Annotated in this window: 19 protein-coding genes and 2 pseudogenes; 3 read left to right on the top strand and 18 right to left on the bottom strand. The window is 69.1% G+C overall.

The window, feature by feature from the left end:
- Nucleotides 1–4: 4 nt before the first annotated feature.
- Nucleotides 5–1,528 (bottom strand): alpha/beta fold hydrolase, encoded by a 1,524-nt coding sequence (locus tag ACZ7IB_RS16405; RefSeq protein ID WP_470913182.1) that lies wholly within the window; start codon nt 1,526–1,528, stop codon nt 5–7.
- A gap of 217 nt (nt 1,529–1,745) precedes the next feature.
- Here ACZ7IB_RS16405 and paaK point away from each other — a divergent pair, with 217 nt between their 5' ends.
- Entirely contained in the window at nt 1,746–3,035 is a 1,290-nt protein-coding gene (paaK, locus tag ACZ7IB_RS16400) for a phenylacetate--CoA ligase PaaK (protein WP_470913136.1), read from the top strand.
- A gap of 111 nt (nt 3,036–3,146) precedes the next feature.
- On the opposite strand, the pseudogene ACZ7IB_RS16395 reads toward paaK, so the two are convergent.
- Nucleotides 3,147–4,908, bottom strand: a pseudogene (locus tag ACZ7IB_RS16395) (ATP-dependent Clp protease ATP-binding subunit); the annotation flags it as partial.
- Nucleotides 4,812–6,320 (bottom strand): acyl-CoA synthetase, encoded by a 1,509-nt coding sequence (locus ACZ7IB_RS16390; protein WP_470913135.1) that lies wholly within the window; start codon nt 6,318–6,320, stop codon nt 4,812–4,814. The pseudogene ACZ7IB_RS16395 and the gene ACZ7IB_RS16390, both read right to left, overlap by 97 nt.
- Nucleotides 6,321–6,471: 151 nt before the next feature.
- Between ACZ7IB_RS16390 and ACZ7IB_RS16385 the strand changes: the two are divergent.
- Both ACZ7IB_RS16385 and ACZ7IB_RS16380 read left to right on the top strand, forming a co-directional pair.
- Nucleotides 6,472–6,936 (top strand): annotated as a pseudogene (locus tag ACZ7IB_RS16385) (penicillin acylase family protein); the annotation flags it as partial.
- 35 nt (nt 6,937–6,971) lie between these two features.
- Nucleotides 6,972–7,505: a penicillin acylase family protein gene (locus ACZ7IB_RS16380; RefSeq protein WP_470913181.1), complete on the top strand. Its 534-nt coding sequence runs from the start codon at nt 6,972–6,974 to the stop codon at nt 7,503–7,505.
- Here ACZ7IB_RS16380 and ACZ7IB_RS16375 read toward each other — a convergent pair.
- The 15 genes from ACZ7IB_RS16375 to ACZ7IB_RS16305 form a co-directional block, all read right to left on the bottom strand.
- Entirely contained in the window at nt 7,387–8,769 is a 1,383-nt protein-coding gene (locus tag ACZ7IB_RS16375) for an MFS transporter (RefSeq protein WP_470913134.1), read from the bottom strand. The genes ACZ7IB_RS16380 and ACZ7IB_RS16375 overlap by 119 nt on opposite strands.
- Before the next feature lie 236 nt (nt 8,770–9,005).
- The gene (locus ACZ7IB_RS16370; RefSeq protein ID WP_470913133.1) at nt 9,006–10,016 is read right to left on the bottom strand and encodes a hypothetical protein; all 1,011 of its coding nucleotides are present in this window, start codon (nt 10,014–10,016) and stop codon (nt 9,006–9,008) included.
- A gap of 31 nt (nt 10,017–10,047) precedes the next feature.
- Nucleotides 10,048–10,554: an MOSC domain-containing protein gene (locus tag ACZ7IB_RS16365; RefSeq protein WP_470913132.1), complete on the bottom strand. Its 507-nt coding sequence runs from the start codon at nt 10,552–10,554 to the stop codon at nt 10,048–10,050.
- Nucleotides 10,555–10,572: 18 nt separating this feature from the next.
- Nucleotides 10,573–10,836, bottom strand: coding sequence for an acyl carrier protein (locus ACZ7IB_RS16360; RefSeq protein ID WP_470913131.1), 264 nt, complete (start codon nt 10,834–10,836; stop codon nt 10,573–10,575).
- Nucleotides 10,812–11,831 (bottom strand): NAD(P)H-dependent flavin oxidoreductase, encoded by a 1,020-nt coding sequence (locus ACZ7IB_RS16355; protein ID WP_470913130.1) that lies wholly within the window; start codon nt 11,829–11,831, stop codon nt 10,812–10,814. The genes ACZ7IB_RS16360 and ACZ7IB_RS16355 overlap by 25 nt, the downstream gene beginning before the upstream one ends.
- Nucleotides 11,828–12,691, bottom strand: a complete 864-nt coding sequence (locus tag ACZ7IB_RS16350; protein ID WP_470913129.1) for an aminoacyl--tRNA ligase-related protein — start codon at nt 12,689–12,691, stop codon at nt 11,828–11,830. Before ACZ7IB_RS16350 ends, ACZ7IB_RS16355 begins: the two co-directional genes overlap by 4 nt.
- Nucleotides 12,678–13,562, bottom strand: a complete 885-nt coding sequence (locus tag ACZ7IB_RS16345) for a diiron oxygenase (protein ID WP_470913128.1) — start codon at nt 13,560–13,562, stop codon at nt 12,678–12,680. The genes ACZ7IB_RS16350 and ACZ7IB_RS16345 overlap by 14 nt, the downstream gene beginning before the upstream one ends.
- Nucleotides 13,563–13,579: 17 nt before the next feature.
- The gene (locus ACZ7IB_RS16340) at nt 13,580–14,494 is read right to left on the bottom strand and encodes an inositol monophosphatase family protein (RefSeq protein ID WP_470913127.1); all 915 of its coding nucleotides are present in this window, start codon (nt 14,492–14,494) and stop codon (nt 13,580–13,582) included.
- Entirely contained in the window at nt 14,491–15,759 is a 1,269-nt protein-coding gene (locus ACZ7IB_RS16335) for an aspartate aminotransferase family protein (RefSeq protein WP_470913126.1), read from the bottom strand. The genes ACZ7IB_RS16340 and ACZ7IB_RS16335 overlap by 4 nt, the downstream gene beginning before the upstream one ends.
- 134 nt (nt 15,760–15,893) lie before the next feature.
- Nucleotides 15,894–16,439: a dioxygenase family protein gene (locus ACZ7IB_RS16330; protein WP_470913125.1), complete on the bottom strand. Its 546-nt coding sequence runs from the start codon at nt 16,437–16,439 to the stop codon at nt 15,894–15,896.
- Between the two features lie 517 nt (nt 16,440–16,956).
- Complete coding sequence (locus tag ACZ7IB_RS16325) at nt 16,957–17,958, bottom strand: phosphotransferase family protein (protein WP_470913124.1); 1,002 nt, start codon at nt 17,956–17,958, stop codon at nt 16,957–16,959.
- Between the two features lie 30 nt (nt 17,959–17,988).
- On the bottom strand, nt 17,989–18,972 hold the full coding sequence (locus ACZ7IB_RS16320) for an ROK family protein (protein ID WP_470913123.1): 984 nt from the start codon (nt 18,970–18,972) through the stop codon (nt 17,989–17,991).
- Nucleotides 18,969–20,042, bottom strand: a complete 1,074-nt coding sequence (locus ACZ7IB_RS16315) for a zinc-dependent alcohol dehydrogenase (RefSeq protein WP_470913122.1) — start codon at nt 20,040–20,042, stop codon at nt 18,969–18,971. Before ACZ7IB_RS16315 ends, ACZ7IB_RS16320 begins: the two co-directional genes overlap by 4 nt.
- Nucleotides 20,043–20,476: 434 nt before the next feature.
- On the bottom strand, nt 20,477–22,027 hold the full coding sequence (locus ACZ7IB_RS16310) for an acyl-CoA synthetase (RefSeq protein WP_470913121.1): 1,551 nt from the start codon (nt 22,025–22,027) through the stop codon (nt 20,477–20,479).
- A complete protein-coding gene (locus tag ACZ7IB_RS16305; protein WP_470913120.1) occupies nt 22,024–23,133 on the bottom strand; it encodes an NAD(P)H-dependent flavin oxidoreductase in 1,110 nt (369 codons plus the stop codon). The genes ACZ7IB_RS16310 and ACZ7IB_RS16305 overlap by 4 nt, the downstream gene beginning before the upstream one ends.
- Nucleotides 23,134–23,204: the final 71 nt, after the last annotated feature.

Below are 23,204 nucleotides of genomic sequence, written 5' to 3'. Positions count from 1 at the left end.
TGCGTCAGACCAGACCGAACGATCGCAACTCCGCGAGGAATTCGTCCGGCCGCTCGGTGTGGACGAGGTGTCCGGCCTCGATGGTGACGAAGCGGCCCCGGGGTATCCGTCCCGCCATCCAGGCCAGCCTGTCCTGGGCGATCTGGCTGGCGGGGCCGCCGCCGATGACGAGGGTCGGGGCGGTGATCTCGCCGAGGCGTTCGCGACCGGCCGGGTCCGGTTCGTTCAGCTGGGCGTTGGTCGACGGCACCACGGACCAGTCGAAGTCCAGCTCCTCGTCGGGCCGTTCGACGGGGCCTCGCGGCGGGTCGAGCGGGAACGGCGGCGGGACCTCCTCCAGCACGAGCCGGCCGATCAGTCCGGGTTCCTGCTCGGCGAGCAGGTACGCGGCAGCGGCACCCATGGAGTGTCCGACCACCGTGGCGCCCGCCAGGTTGCGAGCCTCCAGAAAGGCGTGCAGATCGTCCCGGAACAGCTCGAAGGAGTAGCGGCCGGGCCAGTCGCTGAGGCCGTGCCCGCGGAAGTCGAATGCGTACACCCGGTGTTCGTCGGCCAGGCATTCGGCGATCTCGGTCCAGGTCCTGCTGTCGCCGCCGCGACCGTGGACGAGCACGACGGGCGGCGCCGACGGATCCCCCCATACCCGGTAGGCGAGCCGTGTGCCACCGGCCTGCACGCTGAGCACTTCCGGATCGAGGAAGGCGTTTACCGTACGGACGAAGGCACCCGGATCGTCCAGCCAGGGGAAGTGCGCGGCGCCACGCTGCACGACGAACTCGGCGTTCGGGAAGAGTGCCACCAGTTCGGCGGCGCGGTCGGGCGTCGGCCCTCCGTCGTACTCCCCCGCGAGGACGAGCACGGGTGCGGTCACGTGCTCCAGCGCGGCGGCGGTGGCGGCCGGATCGAAGACACCGTCCTGGTAATAGGTCTGTGCGGCCTCGGAGTTGGTCTGTCCCGGTGCGGCGGCGGCATGGGCCCTGGCCGTGTCGTCCCATCGTCCATAGCCGAACGGCTCTATGACGGAGCGGACTTCACTCATCTCGCGCCCCGACCAGACCGTCTCCAGCGCGGCCAGTCCAGCCACGTACCACGGTTCGTCCTGGCGCAGTTCACTGGCATCGCGCCAGTCCTGGTCGGTGACGTCGATGCCGACGGCCCGGGTACCCGGTGTGATGAGCGTGAGCGTACGCAGCCGCTTCGGGTGCCGGGCGGCATAGAGTTCGGCCAGGTTGGCGGACGCGGAGTGGGCAAGCAGGTCGATGTGTTCGTGGCCGAGGTGTTCGCGTAGGGCCTCGACGTCGCCGACCAGGCGGTCGCAGCGGTACGTCGACGGGTCGTCCGGTACCGCGGAGTCCCCGGTGCCGCGCAGATCGAGCACCACGAGCTGCCGGTGGGCCGAGAGTCCGCCGAGGTCACCCAGGTACGCGCCGGCACGCATCGGTCCACCGGGCAGACAGATGAGCGGTGCGCCCGATCCCAGGAGGCGGTAGGCGAGTTCGGTCCCGTCGTATGCGTGGAAGATCGGCATGTACGCCATCCAAACAGGGCCGGCCGGACGACGCAGCCGTGTTCGGTGTGAGCGTATCCGCGAGAGGTGGCGCAGGCGCAGCGTGGCGACAGCGATGAAGGGGCCGGACGCAATTGAGCTGTGTCGCCCCTCTTGCCATGGGGCGGAACATCCTGAATTACTGCTACCGAAAGATCGACCGAATGATCGGTCGTCTGCACGGAAGAGGGAGATCCGGATGACGGCTCTGCTGGACGCGGCGGAACGACTGGGCCGCGACGAACTGGAGGCACTCCAGCTGGAGCGGTTGCGGGCCACGCTGCACCACGTGTACGAGAACGTCGGCCACTACCGGGCCGCGTTCGACAAGGCCGGGCTGCATCCGGACGACTGCCGTACGCTCGCCGATCTCGCCCGCTTCCCCTTCACGACCAAGGCGGATCTGCGGGACAACTACCCCTTCGGCATGTTCGCCGTCCCCGAGGACCGCGTACGGAGGATCCATGCGTCCAGCGGGACGACGGGCCGTCCCACCGTCGTCGGTTACACCCGGCGGGACCTGGACACCTGGGCGGACGTGGTCGCCCGCTCGATCCGGGCCGCCGGCGGCCGTCCCGGGCACAAGGTCCATGTGGCTTACGGATACGGGCTGTTCACCGGCGGGCTGGGGGCGCACTACGGGGCGGAACGGCTCGGCTGTACGGTCATCCCGGCGTCCGGGGGCATGACGGCCCGCCAGGTCCAGCTGATCCAGGACTTCCGGCCCGAGATCATCATGGTGACGCCGTCGTACATGCTGACGCTCCTCGACGAGTTCGAGCGGCAGGGCGTCGATCCGCGGACGACCTCCCTGAAGGTCGGGATCTTCGGTGCCGAGCCGTGGACGGAGGAGATGCGGCGCGAGATCGAGGAGCGGTTCGCGATCGACGCGGTCGACATCTACGGTCTTTCGGAGGTGATGGGGCCCGGTGTCGCGCAGGAGTGCGTGGAGACCAAGGACGGGCTGCACATCTGGGAGGACCACTTCTATCCGGAGGTCGTCGACCCGTTCACCGGCGAGGTGCTGCCTCCGGGTGAGGAGGGCGAGCTGGTCTTCACCTCGCTGACCAAGGAGGCCATGCCGGTGATCCGCTATCGGACAAGGGATCTGACCCGGTTGCTGCCGGGCACGGCGCGGGTGTTCCGGCGGATGGAGAAGGTGACCGGGCGCAGCGACGATCTGTTGATCCTGCGCGGGGTGAATCTCTTCCCGACCCAGATCGAGGAGATCGTGCTGCGCACGCCGGGGGTGGCGCCGCACTTCCAGTTGCGGCTGACCCGTGAGGGCCGCCTCGACGCACTGACCGTGCGGGCGGAGGCACGGGCCGAGGCCACACCGGAGCAGCGGATGGCCGCCGCGGAGTCGATCACGGCGGCCGTCAAGGACGGGATCGGGGTGTCGGTCGGGGTCGAGATCGTCGATCCCGAGACGCTGGAGAGGTCGGTCGGCAAATTCAGGCGGATCGTGGACGAGCGCGGGGGGCGTTAGGCCATCCCCTTCGGACCTTTCCGGGCTCGTGCGGCCGTTCGCTCCTGTCGTGTTTGAGCCCCGTGGCCCGGAAAAGCGGGTCCGGGCCCGGCGGGGGAACCGGAACCGGGGTCAGGAGCCTGCAGTTGCGGGCTTCTCAGCCTCCGAACCGGCGATGGTGCAGGTGAGCTCGCCGTCCCGGGCGTCACGGACGACTGTGTCGCCGGGGTTGAGCGTCCCGTCGAGGAGCATGTTCGACAGCCGGTTGTCCAGCTCGGACTGAATCGTGCGGCGCAACGGCCGGGCTCCGAACTCGGGCTGGTAGCCGAGGTTGGCCAGCAACTCCTTGGCCGTCTCGGTGACTTCCAGATTGATCTTCTGCACCTGCAGTCTGCGCCGGCTGCGCTCCAGCAGCAGGTCGACGATCCGGATCAGGTCCTTGCGGGTCAGGGCGTGGAAGACGACGGTCTCATCGATCCTGTTGAGGAATTCGGGCCGGAAACGCGCCCGCAGCTCGGCCATGAGGTCGTCCCTGATCTCGTCCACCGAGCCCGAGTGGTCCAGGATGTGCTTCGACGCGATGTTGCTGGTCATGATGATCACGGTGTTGCGGAAGTCGACCGTGCGGCCCTGCGCGACCGTGAGCCGCCCGTCGTCCATGACCTGGAGCAGCAGATTGAAGATGTCCGGGTGGGCCTTCTCCACCTCGTCGAAGAGCAGGACGCTGCAGGGCTTGCGGCGTGCCGCCTCGGTGAGCTGCCCGGCCTCCTCGTAGCCCACGTATCCGGGCGGGGAACCGACGAGCCGGGAGACAGTGTGCTTCTCCTGGAACTCACTCATGTCGAAGCGGACCATCCGGTCCTCCTCGCCGAACAGCAACTCCGCGATTGCGTCTTGCCGACGCCGGTGGGGCCGAGGAAGAGGAAGCTGCCGGTGGGACGGCCGGGGTCACCCATGCCCGCCCGGCCACGACGCACGGCCTGGGCCACGGCGGTGACCGCCTCGTCCTGGCCGATCACGCGCTTGTGGAGCGCCTCTTCGAGCTTCATCAGCCGCTCGCGCTCGGTCTCGGTGAGCTGTGAGACGGGGATACCGGTGCGCCTGGACAGCACTTCGGCAATGTCCTCGGCAGTGACGTCGCCGACCTCGGCCCGTTCCCCGCCGAGATCGACGAGCCGGCGCTCCGTCTCCTGGATGAGCGATCTGAGCTCGGCCGCGCGCTCGAAGTCCTCGTTGCTGACCGCTTGGTCCTTCTCCCGGTTCAGCATGGTGAGCCGGTCCTCAAGCTCGGCGGCCTCGGTGTTGCCGCCCACACCGCGCAGCGCCACCCGCGCCCCCGCCTGGTCGATGAGGTCGATGACCTTGTCGGGCAGGAAACGGTCGGTGACGTAGCGGTCGGACAGCACGGCTGCGGCGTCGATGGCCTCGTCGGTGATGCGCACCTGGTGATGCGCCTCGTACGAGTCGCACAACCCACGCAGGATCTCGACGGTCCCGTCCACGGTCGGCTCGCGCACCAACACGGGCTGGAAGCGGCGTTCGAGGGCGGCGCCCACCTGTCCTGCAGGGCCTTGGGCACATCACCGGAGACGATCCGCTGTGCCAGCCCCTCCACGATGGCGGTCTTGCCGACGACGGGATCGCCGATGAGCACGGGATTGTTCCTGGACCGGCGGGAGAGGATCTCCACGGTCTGCTCGATCTCGTCGGCCCGGCCGACCACAGGATCGAGCCGCCCGCTGCGGGCCTCCTCCGTCAGGGACGGGCCCTCATGCGACCGGAGGGAATCAGGCAGGCTCAGCGGCCCTGCGCGAACCGGTCGCGCAGCTCCCGCTTGAGGATCTTGCCGCTCGCATTGCGCGGCAGTTCCTCCACGAAGAGGACCTTCTTCGGGGCCTTGAAATGAGCGAGCCGCTCACGGGCGTGGTCGATGAGTTCGGACTGTGTCGCTTCATCGTGCAGGACGACCACGGCGGTGACGGCCTCGATCCAGCGGTCGTCGGGCAGCCCGACGACCGCGACCTCGGCAACGGCGGGATGGGTGTAGAGGGCGTCCTCGACCTGACGGGAGGCGACGAGGACACCGCCGGAATTTATGACGTCCTTCAGCCGGTCGACGACCGTGAAGAAGCCCTCCGCGTCACGCACGGCGAGGTCGCCGGAGTGGAACCAGCCGTCGCGGAAGGCTTCCGCGGTCTCCTCGGGCTTGTCCCAGTAGCCCTCGCACAACTGGGGAGAGCGGTAGACCACTTCACCGGCCGTGCCGTCGGGGACCTCCTTGCCGTCCTCGTCCACGACCCGGGCCTCGACGAAGAGGACGGGCCTGCCGCAGGAGTCCATCCGGCCCTCGTGCTCGTCCGGTCCGAGGACGGTGGCGAGCGGGCCGATCTCGCTCTGACCGAAGCAGTTGTAGAAGGCGAGCGCGGGCAGCCGGTCGCGGAGCCGTTCCAGTACGGGTACGGGCATGATCGACGCGCCGTAGTACGCCTTGCGCAGCCCGCCGAGTTCGCGCGTGGTGAAGCCGGGGTGCTGGGAGATGCCGATCCACACGGTCGGCGGGGCGAAGACGCTGTCGGCCTGCCCCGCCTCGACGAGGTCGAAGATCCGGTTCACATCGGGTGCGTCGAGGATGATGTTCTCTGCACCGACCGCGAGGTAGGGCAGCAGGAACACATGCATCTGCGCGGAGTGGTAGAGCGGCAGTGAGTGGACCGGCCGGTCGGTGGCGCGCAGATCGAGCGCGGTGATCGCGCTGACGTACTCGTGGACGAGCGCGCCGTGGGTCATCATCGCGCCCTTGGGGAGTGCGGTGGTGCCCGAGGTGTAGAGCAGCTGGACGAGGTCTCCCGCGGCCGGTTCGCGCTCCGGGGTGAAGGGACGCGGGGTGGTGGTGGCATCGAGGAGGGAGTCCGGCGCGTCGCGCAGCGCGCGTACGGAGAACGTGGCCGGAATCCGGTCGGCGAGGTCCGCGTCGGTGAGGACGAGCGCGCTGCCGGACTGGTCGAGGATGTACGTGAGGTCGTCACCGGTGAGGTTCTGGTTGACCGGCACATGGACCAGGCCCGCGCGGGCACAGGCGAGGTAGCCGATCAGATACGCGTCGGAGTTGTGCGCGTAGGAAGCGACCCGGTCGCCGGGATGCAGCCCGTGCTCGCCGGTGAGGACCGCCGCCGCGGTACTGACCGCCGTGTCGAGTTCCGCGTAGGTCCAGGACCTCTCCGCGTACCGCAGGGCGGTGCTCGCGGGGGTACGCCGGGCGCTGCGGGCCAGGACACCGTCGACTGTGCTGCTCCGTACACCTGTCATGGCGTGATCCTGTGCGGCCGGAACCCGGTGGTCAAGGGGTCGGATACCGGTCGGGATGTCGACAGGGGTGCGAGGGTGCCGGCTGAGTTGGCGCATGGCGACTCGAACCCTCGGGTAACCGCCTTTCGCGCACGCACAGTCGGAAGGACCGTTGCCTCTCCGTAACCGTCTCGGACTTCTTGCGATATCCGGTCTCGCGCCGTTCACCGTGCCGGCATCGCTGCCGCCCGCCGCGGCCGACGGCTCGCGCACACAGCGTCCGTCGGGCGGTGGACTGTCCGCCGTGATCGGGTGCACCGAGTACGGCATCCCGCACATCGTGGCGAAGGACTACGCGGACCTGGGGTTCGGCAATGGCTGGGCACAGGCCGCCGACCAGGTGTGCACGCTCGCCGACGGCTTCGTGACCCTGCGCGGCGGGCGGTCCGGGTACTTCGGTCCGGACGCGGCTGCGGACGGATCGCTCTCGTCCGCGACGAAGAACCTCTCCAGCGGTCTCTCCTTCCGCGGAGTCCGCGAGAGTCACACCGTGGAGAAGCTGCTGAAGGTACCGGCACCGGCGGGTCGGAGCCGCGACGTCAAGGAGCTTGAGCGCGGCTGGGCAGCCGGGTACAACGGTCCTGCGCAACGGGAAGCGCATCCCGCTCGGCGGTGGTACGGAGTCCCTCGGCATCTGGAACAGGACCGAGCCGGTGTGGGGCGCCAGCCAAGTCCTGTACGGACGCGGCCGGGTCCGGTTTCATCCAGGCAGTCGGCTCCACCGGGTCCAGGTGCCCGGTGGTACGCACCCTGCTCACGTACTCCCAGTCCTCCAGCCCGAATTCGCCATACTACAGCGACCGGACCGAGCTGTACTCGGGTGAGCGGTGGGTGACGTCGCGATTCTGCGAGAAGGACAATCTGCGCTCGCCCGCGCTGCGGGTGGCACGGGTGCACGAACGACGGTGGTCCGTGGGACGCGATCGGTCCTTGTCCACCCGTGGGGCGGTCGGGGGCCGATCGCGAGCGGGCCCATATGGGCGGTGCCGGGGCCGAGTTGGCGCTGTCCGGAGGAGGTGCGGTTCACTCACGCACTGCGGGCGCGAGTGGCGAGCAGGGTCGCCAGGACGCACGGCGCGAGCAGCAGCCCGAAGGCGGCGCGGTAGCCGACGAATTCGGTCGAGTCCGCGCCCACACAGGCGTTGAACAAGGCGGAAGAGACGCCCAGAACCGTTATCTGGCCCAGGTTCTGACTGGTCTGCATCGCGCTGCTGGCATAACCTTGTCGGCCGGACGGGGCGTGGGAGAGCGACAGCACGGTGAGCGAAGGAGCGAGCAGACCCATGCCGACGGCCGCGACGACCATCGCCGATGCGGCAAGGGACGCGGGCATCGCGGGAAGCGTCCCCACGGCGGCAACCACGACCGCCGCCGCCAGCACCAGCTCACCGGCCACGACCAGGCGGTGCCGGGGGACGCGCTCCAGCAGGCGGCTCTGTATCCACGAGGAGGCGGCCCAGGCCACGGCAGCCCCCGTGAAGGCCAGGCCCGTGACCACGGGGGCCACGTCCCGGCTGGTGACCAGCATCAGCGGCACGAGCGCCTCCAGTGTGAAGAACACTCCTGAACTCAGCCCGCGCAGCAGCACCGTGGCCGGCAGGCCGCGCACGGCACACCAAGTACCCGGCGGCAGCAGCCGCGGCGCGAACACCACCAGCAGGGCGAGCCCTCCCACCGCGAAGAGCAGGTGGCGCAGGTCCCAGCCAGAGGCGCCGTACTGCCCCAGCGCCGCGCCCACGCTCACCGCTGTCGCGACCATCAGCGCAGGGCGCGGCGGTCTGTCTCCCGACTCTGCGGGCGCGGCCGGCCGGGAGCGGCCGCGCAGCACGGCCACCACGGCCAGCGCCGGCAGCACGGTCAGGGCGGCCAGGCCGTAGAACACCGCGCGCCAGGACCACCATTCGGCAACCAGCCCGGCCAGCGGGGGGCCGACCAGCGACGGAATGATCCAGCAGGCACTCATCAGCGCCAGAGCACGCGACCGAAGCCGGTCGGGGTAGGCCTGGCCGATGGCGGCATTGATCGACACAGCGACCATCCCGCCCGCCAATCCGTCCAGGAAGCGCCCGGCCGCCAGTTGCCAGATCGAGGTGCTGGCGGCCGAGACGAGCAGGGTGACCACGGCCAGCACCATGCCCGCCGCCAGCGGACGTTGCGCCCCGGCACGGTCCGCCCAATGACCGCCCAGTACCCCGCCCAGCAGACTCGCCGCCACGAAGCATCCCGCCACCAGCGGGAAGAGCGACACCCCGTCCAGGTCCCGTGCGGCCGTCGGCAGTGTGGGGACCACGGCCAGCGCGGCAAGCCCGGTCAGGAACATCACCGCGGCGAAACCGGAGGTGGCGGCCGCGTGCGTTCGGGAGAACAGTCCCTCGGCCATCTCGGAATGCGCCGACGGACGATCGGCCATCGCCGCAGGCGAGCCACTCGATGAACGCTTGTGGGAATCGGTCACGAGCGCACAAGGTATGTGGAGTGCACGAGGACATGCCACTCGTTTTCGGGCTGCCGCCGCCCCGGGCACGGACCGACGACGCATCAGGGCCCTCAACCTCATGCGGCAGCATCCGGCCGACAGGCCCGCGGCCTCTGCTTCGCCGAGCCGGCGCGTACAGCGTTGCCCCGCGGTTCGGAGCTGACCACAGGTTACGCGGAGGCGTAAGGAACGGCGGAGCCCAGGACGTCGAGGCTGTCAAGGGGGTGGTCCTGATGGGTGACCAACGTGGTCAGGACGTCGGCCCAAAGCGCGACAAGCAGGTTCAGGCGGGACTGTCGCACCAGGTTTCGTGGTGCCTCGGCACGCAGCCGGTAACGCCCTTCGGCACCGCTCAGCGAGCAGTGGACCGCGTCTGCGACCAGGTAGGTCCACGACTGGAGGAGCCAGCCGTCCGGTACCGCAGGCGGACCCGAGCAGTCGAACACGAATGCCGGGCGGGGCCGCGTGGGGTGGCCCCGGGGGTGGCGGTGCTCCTGGCGCCGGCGGGCCAGGACCTCCGCCACCGTGACGGACGGGCCGAGATCGAGTGAGTCCGCGACGAGACACGACCGTGACCAGGCCGCCGTACTGTCCACTCCGGCGCAGCCGTTGTCGATGAGAACCGCGAGGCCGGCGCTCGGGCGCATGTCCGGGGCACGGAGCATGACATGCAGGGCGAGGTGGGCGGCTGCGGCGGGTGAGCGGATGACCGCGTGCTCGAAGAGCTCGGACGGGAGACGGTACGCAGCCGACACCGCGGGCTCAGGGGGCGGAATGCAGGGAATCAGGGCGTTGCTGTCGCTCACCCCGGCAGGAGGTGTCGGCGAGGTGTGCCGGAGTCGGTCCTGCGGGCCACCCGGCAGCCTTTGGGCGATGTCCGCCAACAGGCGTGTGATCGCCGCCGGGCCCGCCGTGTCGACGCTGCCGACGATGCGCAGTTCCGGGCCGTCCCAGTCCACGCTGACCTCGGCTCGCAGGCCGCTCGCCGCCAGCCCCCAGTCTCCGGAGGTGGTGCGGTACCACCGGGCCGTTGCCGACGTGCCTGGGGGTGCGGGTGGAGCGTGCACGGCTCCCAGGGCTTCTCGGACCGCGTCGCGCAGGTCGGCGGGTCCTGCGGCGGGTATGTGTACCCGGGCCTCCAAGGAGCGGGGGTTTCCCGGAGGTGTGCCGGTGTCGGTCATGGGCGGTGCTCCTCGGTGTGAGGCGGTCGTCTCATCGGTGTCGGACAGTGATGTCGCTGCCATGACCCACCGGGTCCCCGACGTGGATCGGGCCGCCTTGGACGATTTCGGCGCGCAGACCCCCTCGGTGGAGGAGACCGCGCACGAGGCCGGGCTCGGTCAGCCGTTCGAGACGGACACAGGGTTCGCTCAGCCGAAGTCCACGGAGCGTGGCCCCGCCGACTTGAAACTCGGTTCCCACCAGCGGGTTGAGCCGTATGCCTTGGCATACGACGTTGCGCCTGCACTGCGCGGGGGACAGCTCGATGCCGGTGTCTTGGGCAAGTGCCTCCAGGGCTTCGAGCTCGATCAGGGTGACGTCGCAGACGCCGGTCGCACGGCTGGTACCCCGCTGCCCGGGACGCGGCCCGGCCCCTGCCCAGTAGTTGCGGTCGCCCTCCAGGCCGCGTCCCGCGACGGCGCGGGCCAGCGTGACAACAAACGTGGGGGCACCTGCGGCAGGAGCCAGATGCATGGAGACGACCCGTCCGTGCTCCACGATGTGACCTCCTTCTTACTACGGAGTGTGCTTCGGCACGCTCGGAGCCGACGGGGACAGGAAGTTGTCGTGTATCGCCTGAAGCGAGCGGAAGCGGTCCACGTCCAGTTCTTCCAAGGGGAGCTCGCGGCCGACGAGGTCTTCCAGCAGCAGGATGAACTCCATGAAACCGAGGGAGTCGATGATCCGGTTCTCGATCAGGTCGAGATCGGCCGGGATCACCCCGGCCTCCGGATTCCTGGCCCGCAACCAGTCGGTCACCGGTTTGAGCGCGTCTTCCATGATCCACCTTCCGTGGATGTGCCGCGGGACTGGCCGGCCGCCTCATAGGTGCGGCGGAACTGTTCGACGAGGACGGCGGCCGGGTGCTGTCCGGCGACCCTGGAACAGGATCGGCCGCAGTACATGGCCATCTCCTCGATACGGCCCACCGTTGCGGCCACCGGGACGGCCGCGCTGTAGCGGGGGACGGGCAGCCGTCTGCCCCCCGCCCCGGTCGTCGCGATGAAAGTCGCAGGGTGCCGGGGCGCCTGCCCCGTCAGGGAGTTCCGCAGTACGCGGTGCGGCCGGGCGGGCCAGCCGATGTCGAATCGTGTGGTGACGACGGTGTCGTCCGCCGACGCGTCGACCACACGCTGTTTGTAGTAGGGATGGGCGGCGGACTCCACCGTGGGGATGAAGAGAGTTCCGGCCATGGCCCCGTCCGCGCCCTGCGTCAGGACCCGCACCAGATCAGTACCGCTCGCGACGCCACCCGCCACCGCCAGCACGGCGTCGGGGTACCGGGCGCGTGCCTCATGCAGCAAGCGCGCCGCGGGCAGTTCACCGAGAAGGTGCCCGCCTGCCTCGGTGCCCTGGAGGACAAGGACCCCCGCTCCCAGCCGGAGGGCCGCGTCCACGTCGTGGAGCGTGCCGACCTGGATCACCAGAACACGGCCCGACCGTACGACGTCGTGCGCCGCGTCGGCGTCCGGTAGTCCGAAGCTGGTGACGAAGGCATGCCCGGGCAGCTGGTCCAGAGCAGCGCGGAGCTGGGCCCGGCAGAGAGCGGGGCCGGTCACCTCGGGAATGACGTTCACGCCGAAGGGGCGGGATGTCGAGGTGATGACGGCTCGTACCAGTTCACGTACCCGTTCCGGAGGCTTCTTGTAGAGCGCCAGGGCTCCCCCCGCCCCGGCCCGGGAGACCGCGGCGCACAATTCGGGCCCCGCGATGCCTCCCATACCTGCCTGAAGCAGCGGGAGGTCGATGCCGAGGGCGAACTGAAGCCGGTTCATTCCCCTTCTCCGGCCTTCCGTACGGCCTCGGCGGCGGCGCGGAGGTCGCCCTCGAAGCGTTCGTTCAGTACATGCACCCAGCGTTCCAGCCCGAACGCGACACAGCCGGTGAACGCGGGCCCTTCCGCGTAGGCGATGGAGCGGCGTTCCCCGAAGAAGTTGCGGTGGTTGTTCATCGAGGCCACGGCGGTGCCGTCGGTGTGCACGTATTCGTCCTTGACCGGCGCGAGCAGTTGCATGACGGTGCGCGCGCCCTCCTTTTCGAAGAAGGGATCGGTCGCCGGCTGCCGGGAGAGGGTGAGGCCGAGGTCTGCGGCGAAGGCGGCGAGCTGTGCATGGTGGTATTCGAGGTGGTCGCGGACCTGCTCGGCGGAGCCGATGCAGATGATCTCCCGCATGGTGAAGCCCCAGAGCCTGCGCAGTCCGTCGTAGTGGTCTTCGTGACGGAAGCATTGGGCGACCGTACTCACCCGCAGGGGGGTTTCCGTCGTGGTTCCGGAGAAGTGCAGAAAGCAGCCGTAGCAGGCGGCGGAGGGCAACAGGTGGTCGGCGTCCGCGAGGTCCCGCGCGGGCACGGGACCGTCGGCGGCACTGCGGCTGTGGGCGTCGAGTCGGTCGGGCCGGATGCGGGAGACGGGGCTGCCCAGGTGCGGGAAGTTGCGGAAGTAATCGAGGGTGCGGAGGTCGTCGGCGCTGAGCAGGGGCGGGAACGTCATCCGCGTGGCTCCCGCCCGGGTCCCCCAGTCCGTGAACACATCGTCCAGGGCGTGCAGCAGTACGGTCGCGGGCTCTCCGAAGGAAGCGAGACCGTCGCGCACGGTCCACGGGCCGGTGCGGGCTGCGGAGTCAGTACCCGGCATCGAGTACTCCGATCCGGGTGAGGAAGTCCGTGGTCTTGCGCAGCACCCGGGCATGGGCGGCCTGCCGGGCGGGGTGGGCGAGCAGTCGCTGTCGGAGCGCGTATCCGTCCGCGATGCCCGCGTCGCGGTAGACCGCGGGGTTGTAGAACGACTCCATGCTCGTGGCGATGTAGCGGCCGACGTAGGCGCTGGTCTCGCGCCGGGTCCGTTCATCGATGCCGGCCGCCAGGAGCCGGTCCCAGAGCAGCTGCACCAGTCGTCGCCCGAAGGCGATGTGGCGGGATTCGTCCTGGTGGTGGAGGCGGTTGATGTGGCGGATGGTCGTGTGCAGCCGTTCGTCGGCCGCGAGTCGGACGTTGTAGTGGTCGACTATCTGCTCGAAGACCAGAATGCGGACGAACACCAGGAAGTTCTCGATCGCCGCGTCCCTTGGGGTTTCAGGCAGTTTCAGCTTCTTGTCCGGGTAGATCTTGTCGGCGTACTTGAGGCAGAACGTGGCGAAGAACCACATGTGGTCGTTCTCCTCGCCGATGAAGTGGTGGAAGAACTCCGAGGGTGTCTCGAAGCCGGGCTTGTGGATCCGCCGCATGACCTCGATGAGCAACTCCCTGATGCCGTGCACGTTCAGGCTGTAGAAGTGGACGCTCTCCCAGCGGCTCAGAGCGTGCAGTTGCTCCGGGGTCAGGGTCTGCATCGTTTCGGTGCCGTGGACCGTCAGCAGTTCCGGAGACATCCAGAAGTCGTCGGTGGGAATCGCCTTGGGCCAGTCGAAGGTGGTGTACGGGTTGTAGTAGTCCGCAGTCGCTTTGTCGGAGAGCCGGTCCAGGAGCGCACGGAACTCGGCGGTGTCGTCGGGAACGGGTGGGCACACGTCGTGTTCCTGTCGGGTCAGGCCCTCCACCGGATCCCCTCCAGCAGCGCCTTGTGGAGTTCGGGGTTGGAGGCGGCCACGCAGGAGCGCTGGTTGTCGACGCTCAGGTCGGTCAGCGCGGTGTTCCCGAGCGGCTCGCCGTAGCCGTCGGTGATGACGGCGCCGGCCTTCTCGGCGAGAAAGACCGCAGCGGCGATGTCGTAGGGGAACAGATGGAGCACGCGTCCGTTGCCGACCCGCTCGAACTCGGGGAGGAGCCCGGGGTCGTCGCGCAGCAGCCGGTTGCCGATGTCGACGTACGCGTCGAGCTGACCGGTGAGCAGGCGGGAGATGGAGTACGTGGCGCTGTTGAAGACGAACACGCCACCGGTGTTCGCGGAGCGGTCGATGAGGTGGCCGTATGCGCCGGTCATCAGATGTGCGGGGTGGCCGTTGAATTCGAGGGACCAGAACATGCGGGAGAGGTCGGTGGTCGTGGTCAGGGACGGTACGGGGTGCGCATAGCCGTGGGCGGTCACCGCGTCCGCGCCGCGCTCCCCGTAGAGGTAGGCCCCTGTCCTCATCTCCATGAGCAGTGCGTGTTCCACATCCGCGATGCGGGGGCGGTCGGACATCCGGGCGACTGCCACGGAGACGGTGGCCGATTCGAGTCCGGCGACGGCGGGCCTGGTGCCGTCGATGGGGTCCACGACGAGCAGGTACTCGGGTGCGGCGCCGTGGAGTTGCAGTCCACGGTCCTCGGAGTAGACGGCGACCGGTATGCCGCCGTCGACGACGTGCTTCCAGACGGCGGCCTCCGCGACGTCGTCGAGGCCGAACTGCGCGTCGCCACCGGGTGAATGGCCTCGCACGAGCCGGCTGTCGAGCCGGTTCTGCGCGGCCAGTACCTCGTCGCGCACCGATGAGGCGAGCTGTACGACGTAGTCCTTCATGCTGTCTCCGTGGTGAAGAGTGCGTCGAGCCGGTCGCAGAGCAGGTCGGCTTCGGCTCGGGTGATGATGAGCGGCGGCCGGATCTTGATGACGTTGCCCCGGCCGTAGCGTGAGGTCCGCAGGATCAGCCCGTGTTCCATCCCACGCCGTGCCAGAGCCTGTGCCCGGTCGCTGTGGGGGCGGCCGTCCTCGTCACCGATTTCGATGCCGATCATCAGACCGAGGCCGCGCACGTCCACGATGGACGGGTGCGCCGTGGCGAGCCTCCGCAGCCGGTCCATGATGTGGGCGCCCACCGCTCGTACGTTCTCCAGGAAGCCGGGGCGGCCGATGACATCGAGGGTCGTCGCCGCTGCTGCAGCCGCCAGGATGTTGCCGCCGTAGGTGAACGAGTGGTGGTCGCTGCCGAGCCCGGACATCCGTTCGTCGGCGATGATGGCGGCGACCTGCGCGCCGGAGCCGCCCAGCCCCTTGCCGGTGGTCAGGATGTCGGGGCGCACGCCGTAGTGCTCGGCTGCGAACATCCGGCCGACCCGGCCGATGCCCGTCTGTATCTCGTCGAAGATCAGCGCGATGCCCCGCTCGTCGCAGAGGGAGCGCAGCGCGGCGAGATATCCGTCGGGCGGCACTATGTTCCCGCCGCTGCCCGAGATCGGTTCCACGACGACACAGGCGACGCTGCCCGAACTGGCGTGGTCGAGGAAGTCGTTGACTCGCTCGACACAGAGCAGTCCACAGCTGTCGGGTGTCTGCCGGTAGAAGCAGCGCAGGCAGTAGGGGTCGGGGACCTGGACCACGCCGGGCATCAGATGCGGGAAGGGCGCCTTGCGGAAGGACTCACCCGACATGGTGGTCGTCATCATGGTCTGGCCGTGATGACTGCGGAAGAGGGTGATGACATCGCGCCGCCCGGTGCTGATCTGGGCCATCTTGACCGCGCCCTCGTTGGCGGTGGACCCGCCCGAAACCTTGAGGTGCACCTTGGTGAGGTTCTCGGGACTGACCTCGACCAGGCGTCGCACCAGGTCGTTGACCGGCTTGGTCTGGAAGGTCGACGTCGCGTGTACCAGCCGTTCGACCTGGTCGCGCATCGCCTTGACCACTTCGGGGTGACTGTAGCCGAGGCTGAGATTGAAGGTGCCGGACGCGCAGTCGATGTATTGATTCCCGTCCGCGTCGTACAGATAGATCCCTTCACCGTGATCCATCAGGTAGTCGCTGACCGGGTAGTAGATCAATTCTTGGGCGTGCGTCAAGTCGACCATGTGTCTCCTGCTGCTCACGACGTGGAATTTCGACGTGCCCGGCAAGTGCCCTTTGGCGGGGGCCGTTCCATCCGCACGGAACAGCCCCCGCGAATCACGGTTTCCCGTGCGGAGAGAATCCCGGCGCTGGAATTTCAGATGTCCAGCACGAAGGTGAACGCGGCATCCCAGCCGTCCTCGGTCCGACGGACATCCATCAGACACTCCGGCCGGAAATACTTGTCCAGGTGATTGCGCCGTTCGTCCGGGAAGTACAGCATCGTGGTCAGTACCTCACCGCCCGGGGGCTGCACCTTGACGTGCACGTGGCGCGTGCGGCCCGGGTACACGGCGGGCAGCACCGTCTCCAGCCGCCAGTTCCCGTCGCTGTCGGCGAACAGGTGGCCCCGGAGCCGGAACCCCTCCTCGTCGTAGACGCCCTCGTCCCCGACCTGCCAGAAGTCGAGGAGCGCGCCGCCGACGGGCTTGCCTTCAGGGGTGACGATGCTGCCGTGGAGCAGCAGGGGTGTGCCGCCCTCCACATCGCCTCTGAAGTCGGGCTTGTGCGGGGTGTCGGGCTTGTAGAAGGGCCCTTCCTTCTGCTCCGGAGTGGGCGGGGTTCCATTGCATCTGACCGTTGGCGTCAGCGTCAGCTTCCCGCCGCCGGCTTCCGTGACCCCTTCCCCGGAAGTGGGGCGCAAGACGCTTTCCGGCCTCGTGTTGTCCACTGCGAAATTCTCCCTTGTTCAAGGATCTTTCGACTCACGGAAGCATAACGGCCCGACTTTGCACTGACCAGAACGTATCAGCCTGTTAAGGAGTGCATATTGGCCAAGAACATCGGGGATCCGTCTTCTGATCTTCCCGTTCCTGACCGCGTAATTACCGCGGGCATTGGAGTAAGGCATTTTCACCGTACGGAAAGTGACGGTGTGGCAGAGGGTTATGAGGAGTGGGACGGAACAGACGGACGGGCACGCGCGAGGAGGGGTATTTGAAGGGAATCGGGCGGAGACTGACGGCTGGGCCCGACACCTTCGAGGTCTGCGTGACTCCTGTCCCGGATCGCGGGATCCGGGAGGCCGGACGGCAGACGGCAGACGGCAGAGCCTCGTACTTCTGCCTTCGGTGCCCCGCTGCGCGACCGCGCCTGCCTGGTGGTGCGCGAGCTCCGGTGCAGTGGCCGGGGTGGTACGGCGAAGAACCGCACCATGGAGCTCAGCCGGGACGGTCCGTCGCCGGCCCCGGTTCGTCCGACAAGTGGCGGAGCAACACCGCCCGTGCCGCGGCGAAACAGTCGGCGTCGGGCGGCGCGGTGAGGATGTCCGCCAGGGTGAACAGGTCCAAAATCCGGCTGAGTTCACGCCAGTCGCTCGGCAGAAGACCACCCGCGTCCCTGTAGCCGAACACGAACCCGTCCACGAAAGAGGGCGGATACAGATGGGCGAAGCGCAGCATATTGCCGATGTCGTAGAGGGGCGAGCCACTGAACGCTTGTTCCCAGTCCAGCACGGCCGCCACGTCCCACCGGCCACGCTCCCGTGAGACCAGCACATTCTTGGGGTTGAAATCGCAGTGGACCAGTCGGCTGTGCCCGCTCACGTCGGCGACTCGGTGCCCGGTCCGCGCGGCGAGCCCGCGCAGCGCGTCGGCCTCTGCGGATGTCAAGGCGTTGCCGTCGCCGGTGGTGGCCAGGCATCGCTCGACGAAACCGGGCAGGTCGGCTCCCTCGCCACCCGCCTCGGCCGGTACGAGGGTGGCATCGTGGAAGGAGCCCGGCCGGGGCAGCCGTACCGCTGCGATCCGGGCCAGGACCCCGCCCACCGCGCCGCCGAGTTCGGCCGCCTCGGCTGCGGCCGGCTCCTCGGCGAGCGCCTGTCCGAGGGGAATGCCGTCGGCGAACCGGTAGACCAGCGTGGGCCTGCCCGTAGCGTTCCCGTAGGGATCGGACGCGACGACGTCGACCACCGGAACGGTCGGCGCCGCCCGCTCCAGTACGGCCGACTCCACGGCGCAGGTGTTGCGGTGCATCCGGGTCCCGCTGGAACGGTAGCGACGGAGAACGTACCGCTCCCCCTGTCGTGTCGTCACCAGGCTCATGTCGTTGGTGAACCCGCCGGGCAACGGGCTCACCGCCGACAGACTCAGGCCGGGCAACACCCGTTCCATCAGCCACGCACGGGTCGGGGTGTCGAGGCCGACATGGTCGCCGATCGTCATGGCGGCCACCCTTCCCGTTCGCGGCCCAGCTCACACGGTCCCTGCCGCCAACGGCGGTACGCCTGCGCCCGAGCCGTCCGCGGACGGTCGCGCCGCCCCGTCGCGGGCCACGTGCCGTGCTTCCTCGGCTGCCCGCTCGGCCAGCACCAGACCTCCCGCCGGTCCGGCGAGCGGGCCGAGGGCGGCAGGGACCACGAAGTCGTCGGCGGCATGCTCCGGCAGGCCTGGATAGCCGGCCAGCGACCGGGCGAGTTCTGCGCGCAGCAGGGGGAAGAGGCCGGGGAGTACGGCCATCCCGCCCCCGATCACGATGCGTTCGGGCGCGGTGGTGTAGATGATGTCGCGCAGCCCGGAGGCGAGGTAGACCGCCTCCATTTGCAGGGCGCGTCGAAGCACTTCACCACTCAGCTCCTCCGCCGGTCGTCCCCAGCGGGCGGCGACGGCCTCGCCGCCCGCCATGCCTTCCCAGCAGTCCGCGTGGAAGGGGCAGGATCCCGGGAACTCGTCCCCCGGTATCCGGGGGACGCTGAGATGCCCCATTTCCGTGTGGACCAGGCCGTTGATGACGCGTCCCCCGATCACCGCCCCGCCGCCGATGCCGGTGCCGACCGTCAGGTACACATAGGTGTCCCGGCCCCGCGCGGCGCCCCAGCGGCCCTCGCCGAGCGCCGCGCCGTTGACATCGGTATCGATGGCGACCGGCACACGGAGCGCCTCCGCGACCGTTCCCGCGACGTCCACTCCGGACCACCCGGGCTTCGGCGTCGCTGCAAGGCGTCCGTAGCCGGGATGCGAGCGGCGCAGTTCGAGGGGGCCGAACGACGCGATGCCCACGGCGTCCAATGGCCCCTTCACCGCGGCCTCCTCGAAGAAGGCGACTGCTCTGGCCAGCGTCGGTTCCGGCTCTCCTGTGGGGAAGCGGATCTCGTCCTCGATCCGGTCGGGCGCCGATCCGACCAGGCAGACGAACTTCGTCCCGCCGGACTCGATCGAGCCCAGCCGCGGCCCCTTCACGCGCCCACCGGCCAGCCGTCCGCGCCGGCCGGGCCGGCGTCGGAGCGGATGACAACCTTCATGGCGTCGTACCGACTGCCCCTCCCGTCGCGGTCGACCCCGCCCAGCGCGCCGAGCGCGTCCTCGTACGCCTCCAGTGGGAACTCGTGCGTCACCAGGCGTTCCAGTCCCAGACCGCCCGCCAGGTCGACGGCCACGGGGAAGGTGTCCCCTCGGAAGTCACCGGCACCGATCAGCCGGATCCCGCGATTGGTCAGCCGGAGCGGCCGCAGCGGCACGCTGTAGCTGTCGTCGAAGCCCATGACGACGACCCGGCCGCCGTCGTCGACCAGGCGCAGGGCATCCTCCAGACCGCTCCCTGTGGTGTCGAACACGACGCCGGGCCGATCGCCTCCGGACGCCTTCACAAGGGCCTCGGCCGCGTCCGTTCGGGACACGTCCACCACGTACTCGAACAAGTCGCGCGCTGCGGACAGCCGGTAATCGTCCGTCTCGGCCACGATGACGCACCGCGCCGTCCGGGCGGCGACCAGTGCGACGAGCACGCCGATCGGTCCCGCGCCCAGTACTGCCACGGTGTCGTCGACCGTCAGATCGGCCGCTTGAACGTTGTTGAGGACACAGGCGAGCGGTTCGATGAGTACCGCGCTGCGGAAGGGCATCCCGTCGGGAACGCGTCGCACGAACCGCTCCGGCAGCACCACGCCGTCGGCGTATGTCCCGTCACGGTCCACGCCGACCTCCGTCCCCGCCTTGTTCCGGCAGAAGTTCGTCGCCCCGCGCACACACGGCGCACACCAACCGCAGTACAGCGTCGGGTTGACCACCACTCGGTCCCCGACCGCGAGCGACCGCACCCCGGCACCCACCTCCTGAACCAGACCGACCGACTCATGGCCGAGGACCACACCCGGCCTTGCCGGGAAGCGACCGAGGAGAATCTTGCGGTCGGTCCCGCAGATCCCGGTGCCGGCAACCTTCACCACTACGTCGTCGTCAGCGCCGATGCGTGGCGCCGGACGCTCTTGCAGCTCGACGGACCCGGTCCCCAGGTAGACAAGTGCGCGCACAGGTACCTCCCTCTCGGTGTGCGGCAGCGAGTGCTGCCGGCGCCGTGCAAGGCGAAGCTGTGTTCGGCCATCGACGTTAGCGCAGGGCCACCTGCTGGGAAACGGCGCTTCTGAGCCGTTGGGCGCGTCGTCTCGCCCCTGTCGGGCGCCGACCCTTCGTCCCCGTTCCCGCCGAGAATCGCGTCGGTGACTGTCCGTCAGAAATCCACGCGAGGTGAGTCGTCCGCAGGCTGGTGCCACCCGCGGGCTCGCTCTGCCGCGGTCTCCCCGGACAGGGCCCAGAGGGCCGCGGCCAGGACGGTCGCCGTGACCGAGGCGAATGCGCTGCCCACCGCGGCGGTCGTGATCTCGTGGGCACCGTCCGTTCGGCAAGGGCTGCCCGCCGCCTCGGCCGACCGGGAGCGGTCGACGGGCAACGGGCTTCGGACGGTGATTCACAGTGCCCGCTGGTGGCCCTCCCAGTACGGATCGCGCAGCCGCCTCTTGTACAGCTTGCCGTTGGGATCGCGGGGCATCTCCTCGATGAAGTCGATACTCCTGGGGCGCTTGTACCCGGCCAGATGGTGTTCGCAGTGGCGTAGGATCTCGGCGGCCAGCGCTTCCCCCGCCCCGTGTGTCCCGGCCGGTTCGACGACCGCCTTGACCTCCTCGCCCCAGTCGGGATGCGGAATGCCGAAGACGGCGACGTCGGCGACCGCGGGGTGGCTGAGGAGGGCACTCTCGATCTCGGCGGGGTAGATGTTGACACCACCGGAGATGATCATGTCGATCTTGCGGTCGCGGAGGAAGAGGTAGCCGTCCTCGTCGAGGATGCCGAGGTCGCCGACGGTGAAGAAGTCGCCGATGCGGTTCTTCCTCGTCTTGGTCTCGTCCTTGTGGTAGCTGAAACCGCCGGTGTTCATCTTCATGTAGACGGTGCCGAGCTCGCCGGGCGGCAGGCGGTTGCCGTCGTCGTCGAAGACGGCGAGTTCGCTGATCGGCCAGGCCCTGCCGACCGTGCCCGGCTTCTTCAGCCAGTCCTCGGCAGTGGCGAAAGCGCCGCCGCCCTCGCTGGCCGCGTAGTACTCCTCGACACACCGCCCCCACCAGTCGATCATGGCCCGTTTGACGTGGTCGGGGCAGGGTGCCGCGCCGTGAATGGCGTGGCGCATGGCCGTGACGTCGTATCCCCGCTTCACCTCGTCGGGGAGGGCGAGGAGGCGGTGGAACTGGGTCGGGACCATGTGCGTGTGGGTGCAGCGGTGGGTGTCGATGAGGCGCAGCATCTCTTCGGGCGTCCACTTGTCCATCACGACCAGCGGGTGCCCGATGTGCAGGGACGCTCCCGCGAACTGGAGGACGGCCGTGTGGTAGAGGGGCGAGCAGACGAGATGGACATTGCCGTCGAAGGGTTTGATGCCGAAGATGCCGAGGAATCCGCCGAGGTGGCTCTCCTCGGGGAGCTTGCCCGGGAGCGGACGGCGGATGCCGCGCGGACGGCCGGTGGTACCCGAGGTGTAGTTCATGACCCAGCCGAGGGTGCGGGCCTCGGGGGGTGCGTCGGACTGTCCTTCGAGTAGTTCGGCGTACGGACGGAAGCCGTCGACCGTGCCTACGGCATAGCGGTGGCCGGCCGGAAGCTCGGCCCCGTCCGCGGCCGCGGTCGCCGCCTGGGCGAACCGCTCGTGCGCGATGAGCACCTTGGCTCCGGAGTCGGCGACGATCCAGGCGATCTCGGGGCCGACGAAGTGGTGGTTGACGGGTACGAGATAGAAGCCGGCCTGGGAGGCGGCGAGGTAGGCGGTGAAGAACTCGACACCGTTGGGCAGAACGACCGCGAAGGCGTCGCCCCGTCGGAGCCCGGCCGCGCGCAGTCCGTGGACCAGGCGGTTGGCTGCGGCGTGCAGCCGGCCCGCCGTCCAGCTCTCGCCGTCGGGTGCGATCAGAACCGTACGGCCGGGATCGGCGGCGGCCTGGGCCCAGAAGCCGTTGGGCGGCCGGTTCATGAGGCGCTCCGTCCGGCGATGCGGTTGATCCGGTCCACGGCGCGCTCGAAGCCGCGGGTCAGATCGTCGAAGACGGCCTGAACGCTGCGTTCGCTGTTCATCCGGCCGACGATCTGACCGACGGGGGTGCCGAGCAGCGCACCGGTCTCGTACTTCTGAATACGGGAGACGGCCTCGGCGACCAGCAGGCCCTGGAGCGGCATGGGCAGGGTGCCGGGACCCGATGGGTCGTCCCAGGCGTCGGTCCATTCGGTGCGGAGCTGGCGTGCGGGTTTGCCGGTGAGCGCGCGGGAGCGGACGGTGTCGCCGGAGCCCGCGGCAAGGAGTTTGCGGGTCAGCGCGCGGGAGTGGAGGTCCGCCTCTTCCGTGGTCAGCCAGAGGGAGCCGAGCCACACACCCTGGGCGCCCAGGGCGAGTCCGGCGGCGATCTGCTCTCCGCTGCCGATGCCGCCGGCGGCGAGGACGGGGAGCGGCCGCACGGCGTCGACCACGTCCGGGACCAGGACCATGGAGGCGATCTCACCGGTGTGGCCGCCCGCCTCGTACCCCTGGGCGACGACGATGTCGATGCCCGCGTCCGCGTGGTGGCGGGCGTGTCTGGCACTTCCGGCGAGCGCGGCGACGAGAACGTCCTGGTCGTGGGCGCGTCGGACGACGTCGGCGGGCGGCGACCCGAGGGCGTTGGCGAGGAGTTTGATGGGGTAGTCGAAGGCGACATCGAGCTGGTTGCGGGCGACTTCCTCCATCCATCCGGTGATGCGCCAGCCGGACGCCTCACCCTCGGCGAGTTCCGGTACGCCGTGTTTGGCCAGGGTGTCCTGGACGAACTGGCGGTGTCCGGCCGGGATCATCGCCTCCACATCGGCTTCGGTCACCCCCTCCACCTTCTTCGCGGGCATGACGACGTCGAGACCGTACGGCTTGCCGTCGGTGTGCTCCTGCATCCAGTCCAGGTCACGTGCGAGGTCGTCGGGGGCCGTGTAACGGACCGCGCCGAGTACGCCGAATCCGCCGGCCCGGGTGATGGCCGCGGCCACCGCGGGGAACGGCGTGAAGCCGAAGATGGCGTGCTCGACTCCCAGTTTCTTGCTCAGCTCCGTCTCCATGGGGCGCAGGATGCCGCAGTCGGACATCCGAGGGAAGAGATTTTCTGATGCAGTGTCAGATTCTTTGTGAC

This window comes from Streptomyces sp. NPDC037301 (genome assembly GCF_055602785.1).
This window is presented reverse-complemented; position numbering and strand designations above follow the sequence as displayed.

Excerpts from the sequence above, each read along its gene's own strand:
- ACZ7IB_RS16405 (WP_470913182.1), bottom strand. The coding sequence starts at position 1,528 with ATGCCGATCTTCCACGCATACGACGGGACCGAACTCGCCTACCGCCTC.
- paaK (WP_470913136.1), top strand. The coding sequence starts at position 1,746 with ATGACGGCTCTGCTGGACGCGGCGGAACGACTGGGCCGCGACGAACTG.
- ACZ7IB_RS16390 (WP_470913135.1), bottom strand. The coding sequence starts at position 6,320 with ATGACAGGTGTACGGAGCAGCACAGTCGACGGTGTCCTGGCCCGCAGC.
- ACZ7IB_RS16375 (WP_470913134.1), bottom strand. The coding sequence starts at position 8,769 with ATGGCCGATCGTCCGTCGGCGCATTCCGAGATGGCCGAGGGACTGTTC.
- ACZ7IB_RS16370 (WP_470913133.1), bottom strand. The coding sequence starts at position 10,016 with ATGACCGACACCGGCACACCTCCGGGAAACCCCCGCTCCTTGGAGGCC.
- ACZ7IB_RS16360 (WP_470913131.1), bottom strand. The coding sequence starts at position 10,836 with ATGGAAGACGCGCTCAAACCGGTGACCGACTGGTTGCGGGCCAGGAAT.
- ACZ7IB_RS16355 (WP_470913130.1), bottom strand. The coding sequence starts at position 11,831 with ATGAACCGGCTTCAGTTCGCCCTCGGCATCGACCTCCCGCTGCTTCAG.
- ACZ7IB_RS16350 (WP_470913129.1), bottom strand. The coding sequence starts at position 12,691 with ATGCCGGGTACTGACTCCGCAGCCCGCACCGGCCCGTGGACCGTGCGC.
- ACZ7IB_RS16340 (WP_470913127.1), bottom strand. The coding sequence starts at position 14,494 with ATGAAGGACTACGTCGTACAGCTCGCCTCATCGGTGCGCGACGAGGTA.
- ACZ7IB_RS16335 (WP_470913126.1), bottom strand. The coding sequence starts at position 15,759 with ATGGTCGACTTGACGCACGCCCAAGAATTGATCTACTACCCGGTCAGC.
- ACZ7IB_RS16325 (WP_470913124.1), bottom strand. The coding sequence starts at position 17,958 with ATGACGATCGGCGACCATGTCGGCCTCGACACCCCGACCCGTGCGTGG.
- ACZ7IB_RS16310 (WP_470913121.1), bottom strand. The coding sequence starts at position 22,027 with ATGAACCGGCCGCCCAACGGCTTCTGGGCCCAGGCCGCCGCCGATCCC.
- ACZ7IB_RS16305 (WP_470913120.1), bottom strand. The coding sequence starts at position 23,133 with ATGGAGACGGAGCTGAGCAAGAAACTGGGAGTCGAGCACGCCATCTTC.